We start from the raw sequence: 20,790 nt of genomic DNA, 5'->3' as shown, positions 1-20,790 counted from the left end.
CTCATCAACCCTTCAACCGCTGACTGAAATGTTCCAGGGCCAGGCGATAACCATGGCTGCCAAACCCGCACATCACGCCGATGGCGACGGAGGAGACGAAGGAGTGGTGGCGGAAGGTTTCCCGGGCGTGGACGTTGGACAAGTGAACTTCGATCACCGGGACTTCGCTGGCCACCAGGGCGTCGCGGATTGCCACCGAGGTGTGGGTCCAGGCCGCCGGGTTGATGACGATACCGGCACATCGGCCTCGGGCGCCATGTACCCAATCGAGCAATTCGCCTTCCTGGTTGGTCTGGCGAAATTCCACCGCCAGGCCGAACTCTTCAGCGGCGCGACCGCACAGTGTGGAGATGTCAGCCAGGGTTTCGTGGCCATAGGTCGCCGGCTCGCGTGTGCCGAGCAGGTTCAGGTTCGGGCCGTTAAGCACCAGAACGATCGGAGGCATCGCAATTTCTCCACATTTTTATTGTTGGCGTCGGCCAGGTTTCGGCCGGTGGAGATAAATTGTACTAGATGGTTAATTTGGTCAAATAAAGCCGCCGTCATTGGCCATTAAGTGTTCGATGATCGAACATGGTCCTCAGAGGTCGGTAATTTGGAGACGGAAACTGTGGCGAGGGAGCTTGCTCCCGCTCGGTTGCGCAGCAACCGCAAAAAGCTTGGGGCTGCTGCGCAGCCCAGCGGGAGCAAGCTCCCTCGCCACGGGGGGGACTGTGCTTACCGCCGAGTCAGCAACACCCCGGATTCCATATGATGGGTCCAGGGAAATTGATCAAACATTGCACAGCGGGTGATGCGGTGGGTGTCGTGCAGTTGCGCGATGTTGGCGGCGAGGGTTTCCGGGTTGCACGAGATGTAGAGGATGTTCTCGAAACGCCGGGTCAGCTCGCAGGTGTCCGGGTCCATGCCGGCGCGGGGCGGGTCGACGAAGACGCTGCCGAACTCATAGCTTTTCAGATCGACGCCATGCAGGCGCCGGAACGGACGGACTTCGTTCAGGGCTTCGGTCAGCTCTTCAGCGGACAGGCGCACCAGCGTCACGTTATCCACCGCATTCTCGCTGAGGTTGCTCAGCGCGGCGTTCACCGAGGTCTTGCTGATTTCGGTGGCCAATACTTTGCGCACACGGGTGGCCAGGGGCAGGGTGAAGTTGCCGTTGCCGCAATACAACTCCAGCAGATCGTCGCTGCGATCGCCCAATGCCTCGTAGGCCCAGTTGAGCATCTTCTGGTTAACCGTGCCGTTGGGCTGGGTGAAGGCGCCTTCGGGTTGGCGATAGCTGAACGTGCGGCCGCCGACGTCGAGTTTCTCCACCACGTAGTCATGGCCGATCACTTCCCGTTTGCCCTTGGAACGACCGATGATGCTGACACCCAGGTCAGTCGCCAACTTCGAGGCCGCTGCGTGCCAGTGCTCATCCAGCGGACGGTGATAGCACAGGGTGATCATCGCGTCGCCGGCCAAGGTGGTCAGGAACTCCACCTGGAACAGCTTGTGGCTCAGGGGCGCGCTGGCCTGCCATGCGGCCTTGAGTTGCGGCATCAGCTGATTGATGCGCAGGCTGGCAATGGGAAACTCCTCGATGAGGATCGGCGTGCGCTTGTCGTCCTGGGAGAACATCGCGTAATGCCGTTCGCCGGCCTCGCGCCACAGGCGGAATTCGGCCCGCAGGCGGAAATGCTCCAGCGGTGAGTCAAACACCGCAGGTTCTGGTGCATCGAACGGGGCCAGCAGGTCACGCAAGCGGGTGACCTTGTCCTGCAGCTGCGCGGCGTAGGCTTGGGAATCAAAAGTCATGCGTTGAACCAACCCAACTTGATCACGAACAGAATCGACAGGATGACCAGCGCCGGGTTCAGCTCACGGCCACGGCCAGACACCAGTTTGATGGCGGTCCAGGCGATGAAACCGAAGGCGATGCCGTTGGCGATGGAATAAGTGAAGGGCATGGCCAGGGCGGTCACCACCACCGGGGCGGCGACGGTGATGTCGTCCCAGTCGATTTCCGCCAGGCCCGAGGTCATCAGCACGGCGACGAACAACAAGGCCGGCGCGGTGGCGAACGGCGGTACGCTAGCGGCCAGTGGCGAGAAGAACAGCGCCAGCAGGAACAGGATCGCCACGACGATGGCGGTCAGGCCGGTGCGGCCGCCGGCGCTGACGCCCGCTGCCGATTCGATGTAGCTGGTGGTGGTGGAGGTGCCCAGCAGCGAACCGGCCATGGCGGCAGTACTGTCGGCGATCAGCGCACGGCCCATCTTCGGCATGTGGCCGTCCTTGCCCATCAGGCCAGCGCGCTTGGCGACGCCGATCAAGGTGCCGGAGTTGTCGAATAGGTCGACGAACAGGAAGGCGAAGATGACACTCACCAGGCCAATGTCCAGGGCGCCCTTGATGTCCAGTTGCAGGAAGGTCGGGGCCAGGGAGGGCGGCATGGACACCACACCGCCGAACGGCGTGAAGCCCATCAGGATCGAAGCAAGGGTGACCGCCAGGATGCCGATCAGCACCGCCCCGCGCACTTTCAGCGCTTCGAGGCCGACGATCAGGACGAAGCCGAGGGTCGCGAGGATCGGTGCCGGTTGCTTCAAGTCGCCGAGGCCGACCAGGGTCGCCGGGTTCTTCACCACGATGCCGGCGTTATTGAGGGCGATCAGCGCCAGGAACAGGCCGATACCGGCCGCGATGGCCGAACGCAAGGGCAGCGGGATGCTGTTGATGATCCACTCGCGGATGCGAAAGATCGACAGCAGGAAAAACAGCACGGCGGAAATGAACACCGCGCCCAGCGCCACTTGCCAGGTGTGGCCCATGTGCAGGACCACGGTGTAGGTGAAGAAGGCGTTCAGGCCCATGCCCGGCGCGAGGGCGATCGGGTAGTTGGCGATCAGGCCCATGACCGTCGAGCCAATGGCCGCCGCCAGGCAGGTGGCGACAAACACCGCGCCCTTGTCCATGCCCGTTTCGCCGAGGATGCTCGGGTTGACGAACAGGATGTAGGCCATGGCCAGGAAGGTCGTGACGCCCGCCAGGATCTCGGTCCGCACGTTGGTGTTGTGTGCCTTGAGTTGAAACAGCCTTTCCAGCATGTCTGCTCCCCGTGGCGCGTCGGGCGCCGTGAATGTATCGACCTCAACAGCAAAGCACAGGTCGCCAGCGGCGCCCGGGAATTTTCTGTGGGTCGGAAAAAGCCGCGCATCATACCAGCAGCGTAGCGTTGTGGCTGCGATCGTCGCCGATGTTTTGCCAACGCGCCAACTGGGCCATACTGCGCGCGGTTCCGGGGAGGTCTTTATGTATCGCATGAATAAAAAACGGCTGGCGGCAGTGGGCTGCGCACTGGGCTTGTGGTTGCCCGGGCAGGCCGTCAATGCCGCGTCGGCGCCGCCTTTGAGCGAGGTCAAGGTGCTCAAGGTCGAATCGCCGGCCTGTGGTTTCGAGGATATCGCGCCAGGGCAGGAACAGACCCGTTGCGATCACAGTGGGCCGAATATCAAAGTCTATGTGCTGGAGGTTGGCTACGGCCGTCAGCCCCAAGTCACGCTGGACGGTTTCGAGGTCGATGGCACCCGCTCGCCGGTGTGTGCATACAACAATGGCAATCTCAATGACTGTTCAGCCACGACCAAGATCGTCGGCTATTTGTACATCTTCGATCTGAAGGGCAAGCAGGCAGGCACCTTCAGCTTCAGCAACCTGTCGATCAATGCACCGGGTAATCGGATGTCGGCCCAGCTGTACATTAAATGACCTGTCGGTATGACAAGCTGAACGCGGTCCGGCAATCCTGACTAGGCTTGAGGAACCACCCCAGCGGAGAGCGCGCCCATGATGCCTGGAACCAAGCTGCCTCGAGCCCTGATTACGGTCGCCGAAGGTGTCGATGACCTGCAGACCGTGACCCTGATCGACGTGCTGCGTCGAGCGCAGATCGAAGTGGTCGTGGCGAGCATCGAAGGACGAAGGATGTTCACGTGTGCCCGTGGTACGCGCCTGACCGCCGATGGCATGTTGGTGGACATGCTCGTGCAGGATTTCGACCTGATCGTGTTGCCCGGCGGCATCATCGGCGCTCAACACCTGGCGGCTCACCAGCCGCTGCAACAACTGATCAAGGACCAGGCCGCCACCGGACGTTTCTTCGCCGCCATTGCCGAAGCCCCGGCCCTGGCGCTACAGGCGTTTGGCGTACTGCGCCAACGCCGCATGACCTGCTTGCCCGCAGTGAGCCAACAGCTGTCCGGTTGCAGCTTCGTCGACCAGCCGGTGGTGGTGGACGGCAACTGCATCACCGCCCAAGGCTCGGCCGCTGCCCTGGCGTTCGCCTTGACGCTGGTGGAGCAACTCTGTGGCAAGGGCGTGCGGGGCGTGGTGGCGGCGGAGTTGCTGGCCTGACGGGGTCAAGCGTGCAGTGGAAAGGGTTTGATCAAGGGCTGTTCGCGCTGTTCCGCTTGCCACAAGTCATAGTCCGTCTGGACGCCCAGCCAGACCCTGGCCTTGCCGATCCCGGCGCGTTCCAGGCGTACGGCCAGATCGGGACTGACAGGCGCATGGCCATGTAATACCCGAGAGAGGTGAGGCCGTGCGAAACCGAGGTGTCGCGCCAGTTCTGTGACCGTGATGCCCAACTCGGGCAACACATCCATCAGCAGTGTTTGGCCAGGGTGTGGCGGATTGTGCATGGGCATTTTCCAGCCTCCTGTCAGTGGTAGTCCAGATAATCGACCAGTTCGATGTCGGACCCGATGAAGCGAAAAATGATTCGCCAGTTTCCTGAAACGCTCAGTGACCAGTATTCACGCCATTCACCCCTGAGCGGGTGCAGTCGCCAGCCGGGGATATCCAAGTCGTTTGGGACCTGGGCCCTGTCCATGAACTGGAGCATACGGGCCAGGCGTTTCTCATGGTCAGCCCGGATGCCACGGGTTGAACCCGTTTCATAAAAGATCCTGAGGCCTTTGTGCTGGAAGGATTTAATCATGGAATAGAGTGTAAGGCGATACATTACACTCGGTGCGGTATTTATATACCGCACATGCCCGGCGAATCTGTGCATCCTGCGGTTTACAAGGCTTTTCCAGTGCTTCGAAATTGCCTTGAACGCTCACCCCCACCCTGAAGTCGTACCCCTTATGACGGCGGTTTTCCAAAACGCCGCGAGTACGACCAACCGTGAGGTGTTCCATGAGCGCGACCCTGTCCGAAGCGACGCAGGCGTCCTTCGTCCGTCATCCGATTCGTCTGACACTCAATGGCCAGGCGCGTGAGTTGCAGGTGCTGCCCTGGACCACGCTGCTGGACCTGCTGCGCGAGCAACTGGACTTGGTGGGCAGCAAGAAAGGCTGCGACCACGGCCAGTGCGGCGCCTGCACGGTGTTGCGCGACGGCAAGCGGATCAACGCCTGTCTGACGCTGGCCGTCATGTGTGACGGCGCCGAACTGACCACTGTTGAAGGCCTGGCCAGCGGCGACCAGCTGCATCCCATGCAGCAGGCGTTCATCAAGCACGACGCGTTCCAGTGCGGTTATTGCACGCCGGGGCAGATATGTTCGGCGGTGGGGCTGGCCAACGAGGGCCGGGCTCAGACCAGTGGGCAGATCAGCGAGTTGATGAGTGGCAACCTGTGCCGCTGCGGCGCCTACACCAACATTCGCGATGCCATCGAAGAAGCCTTGCCACTTTGCCAGCAGGGAGGTGATCAATGAATCCCTTCCAATACAGCAAGCCCGACACTGTGCAGGCGGCCATCGCTCTGTCGAGTCCGGCTTCGCGCTTCATCGCCGGCGGCACCAACCTGCTGGACTTGATGAAAGAAAACCTCACCCGCCCCGAGCATCTGATCGACATCACCGGGCTGCCCCTGGCGGACCTCAGCGAAACCCCTTCCGGCGGGGTGATGATCGGTGCCTTGGTGAGCAATGCCGACCTGGCCTGGCACCCATGGATCGAGCGGCGTTACCCGCTGTTGTCCCAGGCGATCCTGGCCGGCGCTTCGCCGCAGTTGCGCAACATGGCCAGTACCGGCGGCAACCTGTTGCAACGCACCCGCTGCTATTACTTCTATGACGCCAACGTACCGTGCAACAAACGCCGCCCCGGCAGCGGTTGCCCGGCCCGGGACGGCTTGAACCGGATCCACGCGATTTTCGGCGCCAGCGACCAATGTGTCGCCACCCATCCCTCCGACATGTGCGTGGCCCTGGCCGCGCTGGAAGCAGTGGTCCATGTCCTGGGCAGGGGCGGGGCGCGGACCATCGAGTTCGCCGACTTTCATCGCCTGCCCGGCGATGCCCCGGAGCGGGATAACCAACTGGCCGACGATGAGCTGATCACCGCCATTGAGCTACCGGCGCCCGGTTTCGCCGAACATAGCCACTACCTGAAGATTCGTGACCGCGCCTCCTACGCCTTTGCGCTGGTGTCGGTGGCGGCGGCGCTGGAGTTGGACGGACCGGTGATTCGCCAGGCGCGCCTGGCCTTGGGCGGCGTCGCCCACAAACCCTGGCGCGACCGCGCCGTGGAGAGCTGGCTGAACGGCCAGACCGTCAGCCGCGAAACCTTCACCGCCGCCGCCGATGCGCTGCTGCAAAACGCCGAGCCCCTGGAGCACAACGGCTTCAAGGTCAAACTGGCGCGCCGGGCGATTGTCCGCGCCTTGAGCGATGCCGCGTTGGGTACCGCACCGCAGGGAGGACAAGCCTGATGAACGCTTCGAGCAAATCCATAGGACAGTCACTCGATCGGGTCGATGGCCTGCTCAAGGTGACGGGCCATGCCCGTTATGCCGGTGAGTACCCCGAGGACGGCTTGCTGCATGGCAGCGTCGTGTCGGGCGCCATCGCCCGCGGTCGAGTGCTGCGCATCGATGCTTCCCGGGCCCTGGCGCTGCCCGGCGTGGTCGCGGTGATCGACCATACCAACCGGCCTCGCATCGCCAGCTACGATGAGCCCTACCAGGACGCCGACGCCGCCGACGGTTCACCCTTCCGTCCGCTGTACAACGACCAGGTCCTCTACAGCGGCCAGCCCCTGGCCGTGGTGGTGGCGGAAAACCTCGAACTGGCCCGCTATGCCGGTTCGCTGGTGGAAATCGAATATGAAGTCCAGGACCATCAGACCGATCTGGCAATCCTGCAAAACGAAGCCCATCCCGCACCTGCCGAACTGCCCAAGCCCCGTGGGAATTTTCAGGGCGAGTACGCCAGTGCGGCGCTCAGCGTGGATGTGTCCTACAGCACGCCGATCGAGCATCACAACCCGATGGAGCCGCATGCCTCCACCGTGCTGTATCAAGCCGATGGCAGCCTGCACATCCACGACAAGACCCAAGGCACGCAAAACTGCCAGGCCTATGTGCAAAAAGTATTCGGGCTGGAAAAAGAACAGGTGCGCGTGTTGGCCGCGTTTGTTGGCGGTGCCTTCGGTTCCGGGCTGCGGCCCCAGTATCAACTGCCCTTGGCGGTGATGGCAGCGCTGGCCCTCAAGCGCTCCGTGCGGGTCAGCCTGACGCGCCAGCAAATGTTTACCTTCGGCTATCGCCCGCGCACTCTCCAGCGCGTGCAATTGGGCGCGGCGGCCAATGGGCGGTTGCTGGCCATCTCCCACAGCGCCGTCGGCCAGACCTCGCGCTTCGAAGATTTCACCGAGCATGTGGTGGAGTGGAGCGGCATGCTCTATCACTGCGACAACGTGGCGTTGACCTATAAGTTGGTGCCGTTGGACGTCTATACACCGCTGGACATGCGCGCGCCCGGCGCCGCCCTCGGACTGATCGGCCTGGAGTGCGCCATGGATGAACTGGCTTGTGCCCTGGCGATCGATCCGGTCCAGCTGCGGTTGATCAACTACGCCGAGCGCAACGAGAACGAGGGCAAGCCGTATTCCAGCAAGGAGCTGCATGAATGTTACGCCCAGGGGGCTCAACGTTTCGGCTGGGACAAGCGGAACCCGGAGCCACGCAGCATGCGTGAAGGCCGGCAATTGGTGGGTTGGGGCATGGCCGGTGGTGTGTGGGAGGCCATGCAACAGAAGGCCAGCGCCAAAGCGTCGCTGGATTCCGACGGCAAGCTGACCGTCAGCAGCGCCACCACTGATATCGGCACCGGCACCTACACGGTCATGACCCAGATCGCCGCTGAGGCGTCAGGCGTTTCCCTGCAAGACGTCACCTTTGTCCTGGGGGATTCGTCACTGCCTACCGCACCGCTGCAAGGTGGTTCGTTCACCGTCTCGTCCGTAGGCACTGCCGTGCAGCAGGCCTGTGAAGCGCTGAAGGAAAAACTACTGGCCGTGGCCCGCCAGGCTTGCCCGGCCTTCAGCGGTGCGACCCTTGATCAAGTGACGTTTGTGGATGGCCAGTTGCGGTTGGGCGAGGCGAGCGTCACCTTGGCCGAGTTGGCGCAAAAAAGCGCCGAGGCGCCGTTGCAGGCCCAGGTTACCGCTGAACCGGACGCAAAACGCCAGGCCTACGCCACCGCTACCCACTCGGCGGTATTCGTCGAAGTGTGGGTGGATGAAGACTTGGGTACGGTGAAGGTCAATCGCGTGGTCAGCGCCATTGCGGCTGGGCGGGTGGTCAACCCGAAAACCGCGCGCAGTCAGATTCTCGGTGGCGTGGTCTGGGGCGTTGGCATGGCCCTGCACGAAGAAACCCTGACCGACCATGCGCTGGGCCGCCACATGAATCACAGCCTGGCGGAGTATCACCTGCCGGTGAATGCCGACATTGGCGAGATCGACGTGGTTTTCGTCGAGGAACATGACGAGATCGTTAACGCCCTTGGGTCCAAGGGCGTCGGTGAAACCGGTATCGTCGGCGTGGCGGCGGCGGTGGCCAATGCGATTTACCATGCCACCGGCAAACGGGTGCGGGACTTCCCCATTACCCTGGATAAGTTGCTCTAGGCTTTCGCCTCTTCAGCCGGTTCGTGCATCCGGTCGCGGTTGGCCAGGGTCGGGAACAGTTTGATCCAGGCCCCGGTCACCAGCAGCGTGCCGACGCCGCCCATGACCACCGCCGGCACGGTGCCGAACCAGTGGGCGGTGAGGCCGGACTCGAATTCGCCCAGCTGGTTCGAGGCGCCGATGAACAGCCCGTTCACCGCGCTGACCCGGCCGCGCATTTCATCCGGGGTTTCCAACTGCACGAAAGAGGCGCGGATGACCATGCTGATCATGTCAGCCGCCCCCAGCACCACCAGCACCGCCAGGGAGAACCAGAACGAGGTGGAGAGACCGAACGCAATGGTGGCGACGCCGAACACCCCCACGGCGGTGAACATCACCCGTCCCACCTTGCGCTCCACGGCAAATCGCGCCAGCCACAGCGACATCAGCAAGGCCCCGACCGCCGGCGCCGAGCGCAACAGGCCCAGGCCCCAGGGGCCGGTGAGCAAAATATCCTTGGCGAACACCGGCAGCAACGCTGTCGCGCCGCCCAACAGCACGGCGAACAGGTCCAGGGAAATCGCCCCGAGAATGTCCGGGCGGCTGCGAATGAAGCGAATCCCGGCCAGCAATGAGTCCAGTGTCGCCTTGCCTTTGTTCAGCGGTGTCTGCCGGGCGGGCAGGTTGAGCATCAGGCAGCAGGCGATGATGTAGAGCAGCACCGTCGGCCCATAGACCCAGACGCTGCCGAAGGCGTAGAGCAAGCCGCCGAGGGCGGGGGCGACGATGGTGGCGGACTGCTGGGCCGACTGGGCGGCGGCCACGGCCCGGGGAAACAGCGCAGCGGGCACGATGCTGGGCAGCAGGGCCTGGGTGGTGGGCATTTCGAAGGAGCGGGCGGCCCCCAGCAGGAAAGCGAGGATGAAGATCATTTCCCGGGTGACATTGTCGGTGGCACTGCCAATGACCAGCGCCAGGGCAATCATCGCCTGCAATGATTGGCAGATCGCCGCGACCTTGCGCCGGTCATAGCGGTCGGCCACGTGCCCGGTATGGAGCATGAACAGTACGCGCGGGGCAAACTCCACCAACCCCACAAGGCCCAGGTCCAAGACGTTGCCGGTCAGTTGATAGAGGTTCCAGCCGATGGCCACGGTCAGCATCTGGAAGCCGCTGGCGGTGAATATCCGAGCCAGCCAGAAGGCGATGAAGGGACGATGGTGACGGAGCAGCAGCGGCGCTTGGCTGGGCATCTGGGACGGGGCCGGTGAGGAAGGCATCGAGATTATCACCGAGCTGTAACTGGAAGTTACGCCTGCTGGAAAAAATAGTTAGCCAAGCATCTACTTTCGCCTGTGGACTGTTCAGGTCAGGGACATCGCGGACACCTGTGGCGAGGGAGCTTGCTCCCGCTGGGCTGCGAAGCGGCCCCAGGATTTTGCGGTCGCTGCGCAACCGAGCGGGAGCAAGCTCCCTCGCCACGGGTACTGCGTACTCCTGAACGTTATTGATCGACCTGAGACAACCTGTCACGCGACAAAAGACCACGCCGTTCATCGGCAATAATGCGTCTACTCTTTGATCATTGCTTGATCCAGGTCAATACCTACCGGGGTGTTGGGCTGGGGGGCCATCCGGCCAGAGTCCTGCGTTGTGACGGTTTTAAAAAAAGAACGATTTGAAAAGCATCGCACTCCATATCCCTGGAGGCTGTGATGCAGGCCCCGCCCGCAGCCGGTTTTACCTGACAGAGGAAGACTTATGTTCGGTTTGGAGGCGCTCGATCTCGCCCGAATCCAGTTTGCATTCACGATCTCGTTCCACATCCTGTTCCCGGCCATCACCATTGGCCTGGCGAGTTACCTGGCGGTACTCGAGGGCTTGTGGCTCAAGACCCGCGATGACACCTACCGCGACCTGTACCACTTTTGGTCGAAGATCTTTGCCGTCAACTTCGGCATGGGCGTGGTGTCCGGCTTGGTCATGGCCTATCAGTTCGGCACCAACTGGAGCCGCTTCTCGGACTTCGCCGGTGCGGTGACCGGGCCGCTGCTGACCTACGAAGTGCTCACGGCCTTCTTCCTCGAGGCGGGTTTCCTGGGCGTGATGCTGTTCGGCTGGAACCGCGTCGGCCGTGGCCTGCACTTCTTTTCCACGGTGATGGTGGCGATTGGTACGCTGATTTCGACCTTCTGGATCCTGTCCTCCAACAGCTGGATGCAGACCCCCCAGGGCTACGAAATCATTGATGGCCGGGTGATTCCGGTGGATTGGCTGGCGGTGGTGTTCAATCCCTCGTTCCCCTATCGCCTGCTGCACATGTCCACGGCAGCATTTGTCGCCACGGCGTTCTTCGTGGGTTCGTCGGCGGCCTGGCATCTGCTGCGCGGTCGCGATACCCCGGCCATCCGCCGCATGCTGTCGATGGCGATGTGGATGGCGTTGCTGGTGGCGCCGATACAGGCGGTCATCGGCGACTTCCATGGGCTCAATACCCTCAAGCATCAGCCGGCGAAGATCGCGGCCATCGAAGGTCACTGGGAGAACGTCGGCAACGAACCGACCCCACTGATTCTGTTTGGCTGGCCGGACATGAAGGAGGAACGGACCAAGTTCGCGGTAGAGATTCCCTACCTGGGCAGTCTGATCCTGACCCACTCGTTGACCGATCAGGTGCCTGCCCTCAAGGAGTTTCCACCTGAGGATCGACCCAATTCAACCATCGTGTTCTGGTCGTTCCGGGTCATGGTCGGCCTCGGGCTGCTGATGATCTTCACCGGCCTTTGCAGCCTGTGGCTGCGCCGCAAGGATCGAATCTACCAATCCCGACCGTTCCTCCACATGGTGTTGTGGATGGGGCCGTCCGGGCTGATCGCGATCCTGGCCGGCTGGTTCACCACTGAAATCGGTCGCCAGCCCTGGGTGGTCTACGGCTTGATGCGCACGGCCGATGCTTCGTCCGGTCACAGTTTTGCGCAAATGAGCATCACCCTGGTGCTGTTCGTGGTGGTGTATTTCGCGCTGTTCGGGGCTGGCTTGAGCTACATGATGCGCCTGGTGCGCAAGGGACCGGAGGCCCACGAAGCCGAACCGAGCGATGGTGGTCCCGGCCAGAAACGGACGCCGGCCCGACCATTGTCGGCCGCCGATGACGGCGAAGACGTGGACACAACTGACCGCTCGAACAAGGGGAATTGAGTCATGGGTATTGATCTTCCGCTGATCTGGGCCGTGATCATCATCTTCGGCATCATGATGTACGTGGTCATGGACGGCTTCGACCTGGGGATCGGCATCCTCTTCCCCTTCGTCAAGGGCGAGCGCGACCGCGACGTGATGATGAACACCGTGGCGCCGGTCTGGGACGGTAACGAAACCTGGCTGGTGCTGGGCGGGGCGGGCCTGTTCGGCGCGTTTCCGCTGGCCTATTCGGTGGTGCTGTCGGCCCTGTACCTGCCGCTGATCCTGATGCTCATCGGCCTGATCTTCCGAGGCGTGGCCTTCGAGTTCCGCTTCAAGGCCAAGGCTGAGAAGCGCCACCTCTGGGACAAGGCCTTCATCGGCGGTTCGCTGACGGCCACCTTCTTCCAGGGAGTCGCGCTCGGCGCATTCATCGACGGTTTTCCTGTGGTCAATCGTCAGTTCGCCGGGGGCTCCCTGGACTGGTTCACGCCGTTCACGATGTTCTGTGGCCTGGCGTTGATCGCAGCCTATGCCTTGCTCGGCTGCACCTGGCTGATCATGAAGACCGAAGGCAAGTTGCAGGAACAGATGCATGACCTGGCCAGGCCGCTGGCGTTCGTGGTACTGGCGGTGATCGGTATTGTCAGCATCTGGACGCCGCTGGCCCACGCCGACATCGCAGCGCGCTGGTTCACCCTGCCGAACCTGTTCTGGTTCCTGCCGGTGCCGATCCTGGTGCTGGTGACCATGTACGGGTTGTTCCGCGCGGTCGCCCGCAACGCCAACTACACGCCATTCATCCTGACGCTGGTGCTGATTTTCCTCGGTTACAGCGGCCTGGGCATCAGCCTGTGGCCGAACATCGTGCCGCCGTCCATCTCGATCTGGGACGCCTCGTCACCGCCCCAGAGCCAGGGCTTCATGCTGGTCGGCACGCTGTTCATCATCCCGTTGATCCTGGTGTACACCTTCTGGAGCTACTACGTGTTCCGCGGCAAGGTGACCCACGACGACGGTTACCATTGATCGACCTGCGGGGTATTGAGCATGGCCAGACCTGATTTGAAAGACATCGAAGCCGCCGAGAAAAAACCGCTCTGGCAGCGGCTCGGCTGGCTGGCGGTGATCTGGACCGGCAGTGTGCTGGCGCTGTTTATCGTCGCCAGCCTGATGCGCATGTTCATGAACGCTGCGGGCCTGACCACCCACTGATTTCCCGTCCCGTTGCCTTGTGGCACGGTTTCAACCCTCCTGACGGAGGGTTTTTTTCGGGCGATGGATAAATTATTTGCGCGCTTTGAGGATGACGAATTTCGGTGTGGCGGCCACTTGCTCGACACCTCGGAACAGCCGCGCCAGTTTGCTGTGGTAACCCAGGTGCCGGTTGCCGACGATGTACAGCGCGCCGCCGACCACTAATGCCTCGCGCGCCTGTTGAAACATCCGCCAGGCCAGGAAGTCACCCACCACTTGCTGTTGGTGGAAGGGCGGGTTGCACAGCACCACGTCCAGGGACTGCGCCTCCTGTCCGGCCAAGCCGTCACCGGCGCGTATTGTCACCTCGCGTTCGCCCAGGGCGGCGCGCCAGTTCTCGGCTGCCGATTGCACGGCCATGTAGGACTCGTCCACCAGGGTATAGCGGGCCTCCGGGTTTTCCAGGGCACTGGCGATGGCCAATACGCCGTTGCCACAGCCCAAGTCCGCGACATGTGCGGTGCCCAGGTTTTTCGGCAGATGCGGCAGGAAGGCGCGGGTGCCGATGTCCAAGCCTTCGCGGCAGAACACATTGGCGTGGTTGAGCAGTTCTATTTTCGGCTCGTCCAGCCAGTAGCGGGTGGGATAGGGCGATACGACCGGCGCCTTGGCGGCAGGCGTGGCGATCAACAGGCGCGCTTTCTTCACTGCGAGGCAAGCCTGCACCGGGCCGATGTAACGCTCCAACAGATCACCGGCGGCCCGGGGCAGATGCTTGACCATTGCACCGGCAATGACCTGGGCACCGGGAGCCAGTTGGCTTTGCAGGCGAATCAATTGTTCTTCCAACAGGGCCAGGGTTTTCGGCACTTTGATCAGCACGCGGTCGAAGGGTCCTGTCAAGGGTTCGCTGGCCGGCAAGGTCGGCACCGCGTCAAAGGCCCGGCCATTGCGCACCAGGTTTTTCTCCAGTGCTTGCAGGGCCAGAAATGAGTCGCCGCTGCTGATCACCTCTACTTTGCCGGCCAGGCTTGCCGCCAGGGCGCCGAAGCCGTCATTGAGTACCAGCACCCGGGTATCGGCGGCCGGTTGTTGTTCGGCCAGATGCGCGAGCAGGTATTCATCGGCCGCATCGAAGGCTTGCAGCGGTTCGTTCTGCTGTTCGGGCTGGCGGATCAGGTCGAGTTGGGCGAAGGGACTGTCGAGCAGGGGCATGGCTGGGGACTCTGGAGATCAACGAATGTCCCGCTGCCTGGGGCAGGTGTCTGAGCGGGACCGCCTGAATGAACTGCGTCGCGTGCGAGAAGCGTCATCATTCAAGTGGAGCCGTAAATGGTACGTTTTTTTGTGGCACATTACTCGCGGGTTTTTCAGCTCGGCAAGGGTGCTCCGTTGTTCAGATCACATGGATTTGAGCGGCTTTGGCGACCGCTGAAATTTTATTGCTGACATTCAGTTTGCGCATGCAACTGCATACATGGAAATTCACCGTCCGTTCGGAAAGACAAAGAATCCTGCCTACTTCCGACGCCGTCTTGCCTTCGGCAGACCATCTCAACACTTCGATCTCTCTGGGCGACAAATGACATTTTTGCCTGACGGCGACGGCGTCAGATAGCTTTTTGCCGGCGAGGGCATGCAGCCTTTGACTGGCAAAGATGGCGTAGCCGAGATTGCCATAATGCTCGTCGATGTCGATGGGGCAATGAGTCCGTGCGAGGCTGAACAGACTGCAGTGTGTTCCCTGTTCATCATGAACTGCCTGGGTCCAGCCGTATTTGAGTCCCTGTCGATTAAGTTCTTGCCACAACTTGGGGGCCTGGGCAAATACATCTTCATTCCACAAAATGGGTAACGGTGATTGATTGCAATGTGCTACTACAGGATCACTCGAAGCATAGCCGTTTTGTTCATAAAGCCGGTCCCATCCATAAGGGTAATTGTTCAGGTTGACCTTACTGGTGTGCTTATCGGGGCTTCCTAGATAGGCTGCAAATGCGCAGTATTCAAATCCCTGATTGTTAAAGAAATTAAGGACCAGACGATAGGCCGTCTGCAGGTCTCTTTCACAGGATAACTTCCTCAGCTGCAAGTCCTTCCACTTGTCCATCGCTCTCTCCTGGGTTTGATTCGCCCCTGCGGATCCAATCCATGATGCGAAATTGCAGTGTAGGACTATTCCTAACTTGTAGTGAGTTTTTTTTGGTTTACTTACAAGGAGGTGTGTTTAAGGAAGTAAACGCTTTAGTTAATAATTTTTACATGGCTCGCAAGTTGTACAAGTTTGGTAGAAGATCAGCGTAGGGTAAATAAGCGCTGCAGTTAAATTGCCATTACTCGCCATCAGTGGTGGCGATGCTCACTTTGCGGGACACTGTGGCTCTTGTTCAGTGGAGTGGCTCATGACCGACAACGCAGAGAAATTCACCCGCCAGACCCTGCTCGATGTTCAGCCATTGACGCCTCATCTGTTTACCTTGCGTACAACCCGGGACCGCGGCTTTCGCTTCCGGGCGGGTCAGTTCGCCCGGCTGGGCGTCACCAAGGCGGACGGGACTACCGTCTGGCGCGCGTACTCCATGGTGTCTTCGCCCTTCGACGAATTCCTCGAGTTTTTTTCCATCGTGGTTCCGGATGGCGAATTCACCAGCGAGCTTAGCCGCTTAAAGCCAGGTGACGAGCTACTGGTGGATCGCCAGGCCTTTGGTTACCTGACCCTGGACCGCTTCGTTGATGGGCGGGATTTATGGCTGCTGTCCACGGGGACGGGCGTTGCGCCGTTTCTTTCGATTCTCCAGGATTTTGAAGTCTGGGAAAAATTCGAACGCATTATCCTGGTGTACAGCGTGCGCGAGGCGCGGGAGCTGGCCTATCAGGACCTTATCAAGGAGCTCACCCTGCGCGACTATCTGGCCGAGTACGCCCATAAGTTTCGGTTCATTGCGACCGTCACGCGTGAGCAGCATCCGGGCGCGCTCAGTGGGCGGATTACCACGCTGCTGGAAAATGGCGAACTGGAGCGGGTGGCCGAGGTAGAACTGACACCGGAACATTCGCGAGTGATGCTGTGTGGCAACCCGCAAATGATCGACGACACGCGCAAGCTGCTCAAGGCCAGGGGCCTGCAACTGAGCCTTACCCGCCGGCCAGGCCAGGTGGCGGTGGAAAACTACTGGTAGAAAAATGGCGTCCCAGGGACGCCACTTTTAATAAATGAGGGTTCAGGGCCGCTCGTTCTGGGCCTTGAGCAGGTCGCGGATTTCGCCCAGTAGTAGTTCTTCCTTGCTCGGAATGGGCGGCGCGCTCGGGGCCACGGCCTCTTCGCGCTTGAGGCGGTTGATGGCCTTGACGCCCATGAAAATGGCGAACGCCACGATGATGAAGTCTATGGTGCTCTGGATGAATTTACCGTAGGCCAGTACCACGGCGGGCGCATCACCCTGGGCGGCCTTGAGGGTAATGGCCAGGTCACTGAAGTCCACCCCACCGATCAGCAGGCCTATTGGCGGCATCACTACGTCGCCAACGAATGACGAAACGATTTTGCCGAAAGCGGCACCGATGATGATCCCGACGGCCATGTCGACGACATTGCCTTTGACCGCGAAGGCCTTGAACTCGCTTAGCACGCCCATGAGTTATTCCTTGTGACAGATAAAGGGGTAGTGGCAGTGTAAATCAGCCCAACGCGTCGCGCTTGAAACGCCTGCTTACAATGCTCCAGTTATCGACCCGGGCCTGGATGAAAAGTTTACAAAGTGCCATCAATCGCGCGTGATACGCGGTTTCCGGTCGATCCCCTACAACGTTTTATCTATCGCAGCGGTACGGCATTTCTATTTAGGTTTTCCTTTTTCGGGCACTAGCCTCTGGATGGCGCACATGGATGCGCTCTATAACATCAGAGGAACATGCCTATGAACACCTCCCTTGGCTACGGGGCTTTTCCCCACCGCCGCGCTCTTGTTGTGCTGACCGCCAGCCTGCTGTCCTTGTCCGTCAACGCGGCCACCCTGACCCGTGACAACGGTGCAGCCGTGGGCGACAACCAGAACTCGCAAACGGCCGGCCCCAATGGCCCGACCCTGCTGCAAGACGTGCAGTTGATCCAGAAGCTGCAGCGCTTCGACCGCGAACGCATTCCGGAGCGCGTGGTGCATGCCCGTGGTACCGGCGCCCATGGCAGCTTCACGGTGTCTGATGACCTGAGCGACCTGACCAAGGCCAAGGTGTTCGCCGCTGGCCAGGTCACACCGGTTTTTGTACGCTTTTCTGCGGTGGTGCACGGCAATCACTCCCCGGAAACCCTGCGTGATCCCCGTGGCTTTGCCACAAAGTTCTACACGGCCGATGGTAATTGGGACCTGGTGGGCAACAACTTCCCGACCTTTTTCATCCGCGATGCCATCAAGTTTCCCGACATGGTCCATGCGTTCAAACCCGATCCGCGGACTAACCTGGACGATGACTCACGTCGTTTCGACTTTTTCTCCCATGTCCCAGAGTCCACCCGCACGCTGACCGAGTTGTATTCCAACTCCGGTACACCGGCCAGTTATCGTGAAATGGACGGTAACGGTGTGCATGCTTACAAATTGGTCAATGCCAAGGGTGAAGTTCACTATGTGAAATTTCATTGGAAAAGTTTGCAGGGCCTGAAAAATCTCGATCCGAAAGAAGTGGCGAAAGTTCAGGGGCAAGATTACAGCCATATGACCAATGATCTGGTCACTCATATTAATAAAGGCGACTTCCCGAAGTGGGACTTGTATGTTCAGGTGCTGAACCCACAAGACTTGTCCAAGTTTGACTTCGATCCGCTGGACGCGACCAAAATCTGGCCGGGTGTGCCTGAGCGTAAAGTCGGGCAAATGGTCTTGAACCGCAATCCGGCGAATGTCTTCCAGGAAACCGAACAGGTGGCGATGGCGCCGGCCAATCTGGTGCCGGGGATCGAACCTTCCGAGGACCGTCTGCTGCAGGGGCGGGTGTTCTCCTACGCCGATACGCAAATGTACCGGATAGGCGCCAATGCCCTGCAACTGCCGATCAACGCCCCCAAGGTGGCGGTGAACAATGGTAACCAAGACGGTGCGATGAACCCGGGCAACACCAGCACCGGCGTGAATTATCAGCCGAGCCGCCTGGCACCGCGGGAGGAGCAATCCTCGGCCCGCTACAGCCAGACCGCGCTGACCGGCAGCACCCAGCAGGCGAAAATCCAACGCGAGCAGAACTTCAAGCAGGCTGGCGACCTGTACCGCTCGTTCAACCAGAAGGAGCGCAATGACCTGATCGAAAGTTTCGGCGGGTCGTTGGCGACCACCGATGACGAGAGCAAGCACATCATCCTGTCGTTCCTCTACAAGGCTGACCCTGAATACGGCACTGGCGTGGCCCGTGTCGCCAAAGGGGATCTGGCCCGGGTCAAGGCACTGGCGGAAAAACTGACCGACTGATCATCGCCGCAAAACCTGTGGGAGCGCGTGCTGCTCCCACAGTCATGTGCCAAAGGAGACGTCATGCGTCAGTTTCTATTATCGATGCTCGCAATCTGGTCATTGAGCGTGTGGGCCGATCAGCCCGTGCCTACCGATCCGGTGGCGGTACAAGAACAGTTGCAAAACTATTACTTTGACGCTGCCCGTCGGGGTGATGTGCCGATGCTCGAGACCTTTATCGAGGCGGGTTACGCGCTCAATACCCAGGATGAAAAGGGCTACACTGCGCTGATCCTAGCGGCTTATCACGGCCATGGCCCGGCGGTGGAGCGGCTGCTGGCCGCCGGCGCCGATGCTTGCGCCCAGGATAAACGCGGCAATACGGCGCTGATGGGCGCCATTTTCAAGGGCGAAGTGCAGATTGCGCGTCGCTTGCTGTCCACCGATTGCAGCCCGGACCAGCGCAACAGTGCCGGGCAGACCGCCGCGATGTACGCCGGGCTGTTCAAGCGTGCCGAATTGCTCGATGCCTTGCAGGCCAATGGCGCTGACCTGCAGGCCCGGGACCCGCTGGGCAACACGGCGGTGGATCTGGCCAAGGGTGAAATCAGAATGCCGGCCCCGCGTTAGTGGCTGCCTGGGCTATCATCGCGGTTTTTATCCCGGAGTTCAGATGGCCAAGGCAAAGCGCATGTACGGCTGCACCGAGTGCGGTTCGACCTTTCCCAAATGGGCCGGCCAGTGCAGCGAGTGCGGGGCCTGGAACACCCTGACTGAAACCATGGTGGAAAGCGGCGGTGCGGCGGCGCCCACCGGCCGTACCGGCTGGGCCGGTCAGCAGGCGCAGATCAAGACCCTGGCGGAAGTCAGCGTTGAAGAAGTCCCGCGTTTTTCCACCGCCTCCGGTGAACTGGACCGGGTGCTGGGCGGTGGCCTGGTGGACGGTTCGGTGGTGCTGATCGGCGGGGACCCGGGCATCGGTAAATCCACCATCCTCCTGCAAACCTTGTGCAGCCTCGCCACGCGGATGCCGGCGCTGTATGTCACCGGTGAGGAATCCCAGCAGCAAGTCGCCATGCGGGCCCGACGCCTGGGACTGCCCCAGGATCAACTGCGGGTCATGACCGAGACCTGTATCGAAACCATCATCGCCACGGCCCGCCTGGAAAAGCCCAAGGTGATGGTGATCGACTCGATCCAGACGATTTTTACTGAACAACTGCAATCGGCCCCGGGCGGTGTGTCCCAGGTGCGCGAAAGCGCGGCGTTGCTGGTGCGTTACGCCAAGCAGAGCGGCACGGCGATTTTCCTGGTGGGCCACGTCACCAAAGAGGGTGCGTTGGCAGGGCCGCGGGTGCTGGAGCACATGGTCGACACGGTGTTGTATTTCGAAGGCGAGTCTGATGGTCGTCTGCGTTTGTTGCGGGCCGTGAAGAACCGCTTCGGCGCCGTCAACGAGCTGGGTGTGTTCGGCATGACCGACAAAGGCCTGAAAGAAGTCTCCAACCCTTCTGCGATCTTTCTGACGCGCGCCCAGGAAGAAGTGCCGGGCAGCGTGGTCATGGCGACGTGGGAAGGCACTCGGCCGATGTTGGTGGAAGTGCAAGCGCTGGTGGATGACAGTCACTTGGCGAACCCGCGTCGGGTCACCTTGGGCCTGGATCAGAATCGGCTCGCCATGCTGTTGGCCGTCCTGCACCGCCACGGCGGGATTCCAACTCACGACCAGGACGTGTTCCTCAACGTGGTCGGCGGGGTCAAAGTGCTGGAGACGGCGTCCGACCTGGCGCTGATGGCGGCGGTCATGTCCAGCCTGCGCAATCGCCCGCTGCCCCATGATCTGCTGGTGTTCGGCGAAGTGGGGCTGTCGGGGGAAGTACGGCCGGTGCCCAGTGGCCAGGAGCGGCTCAAGGAAGCGGCCAAGCATGGCTTCAAGCGCGCCATCGTGCCCAAGGGCAATGCACCGAAGGAAGCGCCGCCGGGGTTGCAGATCATTGCCGTGACACGCCTGGAGCAGGCGTTGGATGCGTTGTTCGAATAACCCGCGATCCCGTGGCGAGGGAGCTTGCTCCCGCTGGGCTGCGC

The 20,790-nt window shown here is 61.1% G+C and carries 21 protein-coding genes; 12 read left to right on the top strand and 9 right to left on the bottom strand.

Going from position 1 to position 20,790, the window contains the following annotated elements; all coding sequences use genetic code 11:
• Positions 1-4: 4 nt before the first annotated feature.
• The 3 genes from aroQ to QNH97_RS24605 form a co-directional block, all read right to left on the bottom strand.
• On the bottom strand, positions 5-445 hold the full coding sequence (gene aroQ / locus QNH97_RS24615) for a type II 3-dehydroquinate dehydratase (RefSeq protein ID WP_265030657.1): 441 nt from the start codon (positions 443-445) through the stop codon (positions 5-7).
• A 272-nt stretch (positions 446-717) separates the two neighbouring features.
• The gene (gene trmA, locus QNH97_RS24610) at positions 718-1,797 is read right to left on the bottom strand and encodes a tRNA (uridine(54)-C5)-methyltransferase TrmA (protein WP_283554301.1); all 1,080 of its coding nucleotides are present in this window, start codon (positions 1,795-1,797) and stop codon (positions 718-720) included.
• Entirely contained in the window at positions 1,794-3,089 is a 1,296-nt protein-coding gene (locus QNH97_RS24605; RefSeq protein ID WP_283554300.1) for an NCS2 family permease, read from the bottom strand. The genes trmA and QNH97_RS24605 overlap by 4 nt, the downstream gene beginning before the upstream one ends.
• 205 nt (positions 3,090-3,294) lie before the next feature.
• Here QNH97_RS24605 and QNH97_RS24600 point away from each other — a divergent pair, with 205 nt between their 5' ends.
• Together QNH97_RS24600 and QNH97_RS24595 are read left to right on the top strand one after the other, a co-directional pair.
• Entirely contained in the window at positions 3,295-3,750 is a 456-nt protein-coding gene (locus tag QNH97_RS24600; RefSeq protein WP_283554299.1) for a DUF4879 domain-containing protein, read from the top strand.
• Positions 3,751-3,828: 78 nt separating this feature from the next.
• Positions 3,829-4,395 carry a DJ-1 family glyoxalase III gene (locus tag QNH97_RS24595; RefSeq protein WP_283554298.1) on the top strand — a complete coding sequence of 189 codons (567 nt, stop codon included), beginning with the start codon at positions 3,829-3,831 and terminating at the stop codon, positions 4,393-4,395.
• 5 nt (positions 4,396-4,400) lie between these two features.
• On the opposite strand, the gene QNH97_RS24590 is transcribed toward QNH97_RS24595, so the two are convergent.
• Together QNH97_RS24590 and QNH97_RS24585 are read right to left on the bottom strand one after the other, a co-directional pair.
• Positions 4,401-4,688, bottom strand: a complete 288-nt coding sequence (locus QNH97_RS24590; RefSeq protein ID WP_123343886.1) for a HigA family addiction module antitoxin — start codon at positions 4,686-4,688, stop codon at positions 4,401-4,403.
• 14 nt (positions 4,689-4,702) lie between these two features.
• Positions 4,703-4,981, bottom strand: a complete 279-nt coding sequence (locus QNH97_RS24585; RefSeq protein WP_123343954.1) for a type II toxin-antitoxin system RelE/ParE family toxin — start codon at positions 4,979-4,981, stop codon at positions 4,703-4,705.
• Positions 4,982-5,184: 203 nt separating this feature from the next.
• On the opposite strand from QNH97_RS24585, the gene QNH97_RS24580 reads away from it, so the two are divergent.
• Genes QNH97_RS24580 through QNH97_RS24570 form a run of 3 tightly spaced genes read left to right on the top strand, consistent with a single transcriptional unit; the run spans position 5,185 to position 8,905 of the window.
• A complete protein-coding gene (locus QNH97_RS24580) occupies positions 5,185-5,706 on the top strand; it encodes a (2Fe-2S)-binding protein (RefSeq protein ID WP_283554297.1) in 522 nt (173 codons plus the stop codon).
• Positions 5,703-6,704 carry an FAD binding domain-containing protein gene (locus QNH97_RS24575; protein WP_283554296.1) on the top strand — a complete coding sequence of 334 codons (1,002 nt, stop codon included), beginning with the start codon at positions 5,703-5,705 and terminating at the stop codon, positions 6,702-6,704. Before QNH97_RS24580 ends, QNH97_RS24575 begins: the two co-directional genes overlap by 4 nt.
• Positions 6,704-8,905: a xanthine dehydrogenase family protein molybdopterin-binding subunit gene (locus QNH97_RS24570; RefSeq protein ID WP_283554295.1), complete on the top strand. Its 2,202-nt coding sequence runs from the start codon at positions 6,704-6,706 to the stop codon at positions 8,903-8,905. The genes QNH97_RS24575 and QNH97_RS24570 overlap by 1 nt, the downstream gene beginning before the upstream one ends.
• On the opposite strand, the gene QNH97_RS24565 is transcribed toward QNH97_RS24570, so the two are convergent.
• Positions 8,902-10,140: an MFS transporter gene (locus tag QNH97_RS24565; protein WP_283557546.1), complete on the bottom strand. Its 1,239-nt coding sequence runs from the start codon at positions 10,138-10,140 to the stop codon at positions 8,902-8,904. The genes QNH97_RS24570 and QNH97_RS24565 overlap by 4 nt on opposite strands.
• Positions 10,141-10,648: 508 nt before the next feature.
• On the opposite strand from QNH97_RS24565, the gene QNH97_RS24560 reads away from it, so the two are divergent.
• The 3 genes from QNH97_RS24560 to QNH97_RS24550 are packed head-to-tail and all read left to right on the top strand — an operon-like array spanning position 10,649 to position 13,282.
• The gene (locus tag QNH97_RS24560) at positions 10,649-12,085 is read left to right on the top strand and encodes a cytochrome ubiquinol oxidase subunit I (protein ID WP_283554294.1); all 1,437 of its coding nucleotides are present in this window, start codon (positions 10,649-10,651) and stop codon (positions 12,083-12,085) included.
• A 3-nt stretch (positions 12,086-12,088) separates the two neighbouring features.
• The gene (gene cydB, locus QNH97_RS24555; protein ID WP_283554293.1) at positions 12,089-13,096 is read left to right on the top strand and encodes a cytochrome d ubiquinol oxidase subunit II; all 1,008 of its coding nucleotides are present in this window, start codon (positions 12,089-12,091) and stop codon (positions 13,094-13,096) included.
• A 21-nt stretch (positions 13,097-13,117) separates the two neighbouring features.
• Entirely contained in the window at positions 13,118-13,282 is a 165-nt protein-coding gene (locus QNH97_RS24550; protein ID WP_283554292.1) for a DUF2474 domain-containing protein, read from the top strand.
• Positions 13,283-13,354: 72 nt separating this feature from the next.
• Here the strand turns inward: QNH97_RS24550 and QNH97_RS24545 are convergent, their stop codons facing one another.
• Positions 13,355-14,479 (bottom strand): methyltransferase, encoded by a 1,125-nt coding sequence (locus QNH97_RS24545; protein ID WP_283554291.1) that lies wholly within the window; start codon positions 14,477-14,479, stop codon positions 13,355-13,357.
• A gap of 181 nt (positions 14,480-14,660) precedes the next feature.
• Positions 14,661-15,374 (bottom strand): autoinducer binding domain-containing protein, encoded by a 714-nt coding sequence (locus tag QNH97_RS24540; RefSeq protein ID WP_283554290.1) that lies wholly within the window; start codon positions 15,372-15,374, stop codon positions 14,661-14,663.
• A gap of 292 nt (positions 15,375-15,666) precedes the next feature.
• Here QNH97_RS24540 and QNH97_RS24535 point away from each other — a divergent pair, with 292 nt between their 5' ends.
• The gene (locus QNH97_RS24535) at positions 15,667-16,443 is read left to right on the top strand and encodes a ferredoxin--NADP reductase (RefSeq protein WP_283554289.1); all 777 of its coding nucleotides are present in this window, start codon (positions 15,667-15,669) and stop codon (positions 16,441-16,443) included.
• Positions 16,444-16,485: 42 nt separating this feature from the next.
• On the opposite strand, the gene mscL is transcribed toward QNH97_RS24535, so the two are convergent.
• Positions 16,486-16,899: a large-conductance mechanosensitive channel protein MscL gene (gene mscL, locus QNH97_RS24530; protein WP_283554288.1), complete on the bottom strand. Its 414-nt coding sequence runs from the start codon at positions 16,897-16,899 to the stop codon at positions 16,486-16,488.
• A 282-nt stretch (positions 16,900-17,181) separates the two neighbouring features.
• Between mscL and katB the strand changes: the two genes are divergently transcribed.
• The 3 genes from katB to radA all read left to right on the top strand — a co-directional run bounded on the left by katB (position 17,182) and on the right by radA (position 20,746).
• Positions 17,182-18,723: a catalase KatB gene (katB, locus tag QNH97_RS24525; protein ID WP_283554287.1), complete on the top strand. Its 1,542-nt coding sequence runs from the start codon at positions 17,182-17,184 to the stop codon at positions 18,721-18,723.
• A 63-nt stretch (positions 18,724-18,786) separates the two neighbouring features.
• On the top strand, positions 18,787-19,335 hold the full coding sequence (locus QNH97_RS24520) for an ankyrin repeat domain-containing protein (RefSeq protein WP_283554286.1): 549 nt from the start codon (positions 18,787-18,789) through the stop codon (positions 19,333-19,335).
• Between the two features lie 43 nt (positions 19,336-19,378).
• Complete coding sequence (radA, locus tag QNH97_RS24515) at positions 19,379-20,746, top strand: DNA repair protein RadA (protein ID WP_283554285.1); 1,368 nt, start codon at positions 19,379-19,381, stop codon at positions 20,744-20,746.
• Positions 20,747-20,790: the final 44 nt, after the last annotated feature.

The organism is Pseudomonas sp. G2-4, assembly GCF_030064125.1.
Taxonomy (GTDB): domain Bacteria; phylum Pseudomonadota; class Gammaproteobacteria; order Pseudomonadales; family Pseudomonadaceae; genus Aquipseudomonas.
The sequence above is the reverse complement of the archived record's forward strand: the minus strand, read 5'-3'. Positions and strand labels throughout refer to the sequence as shown.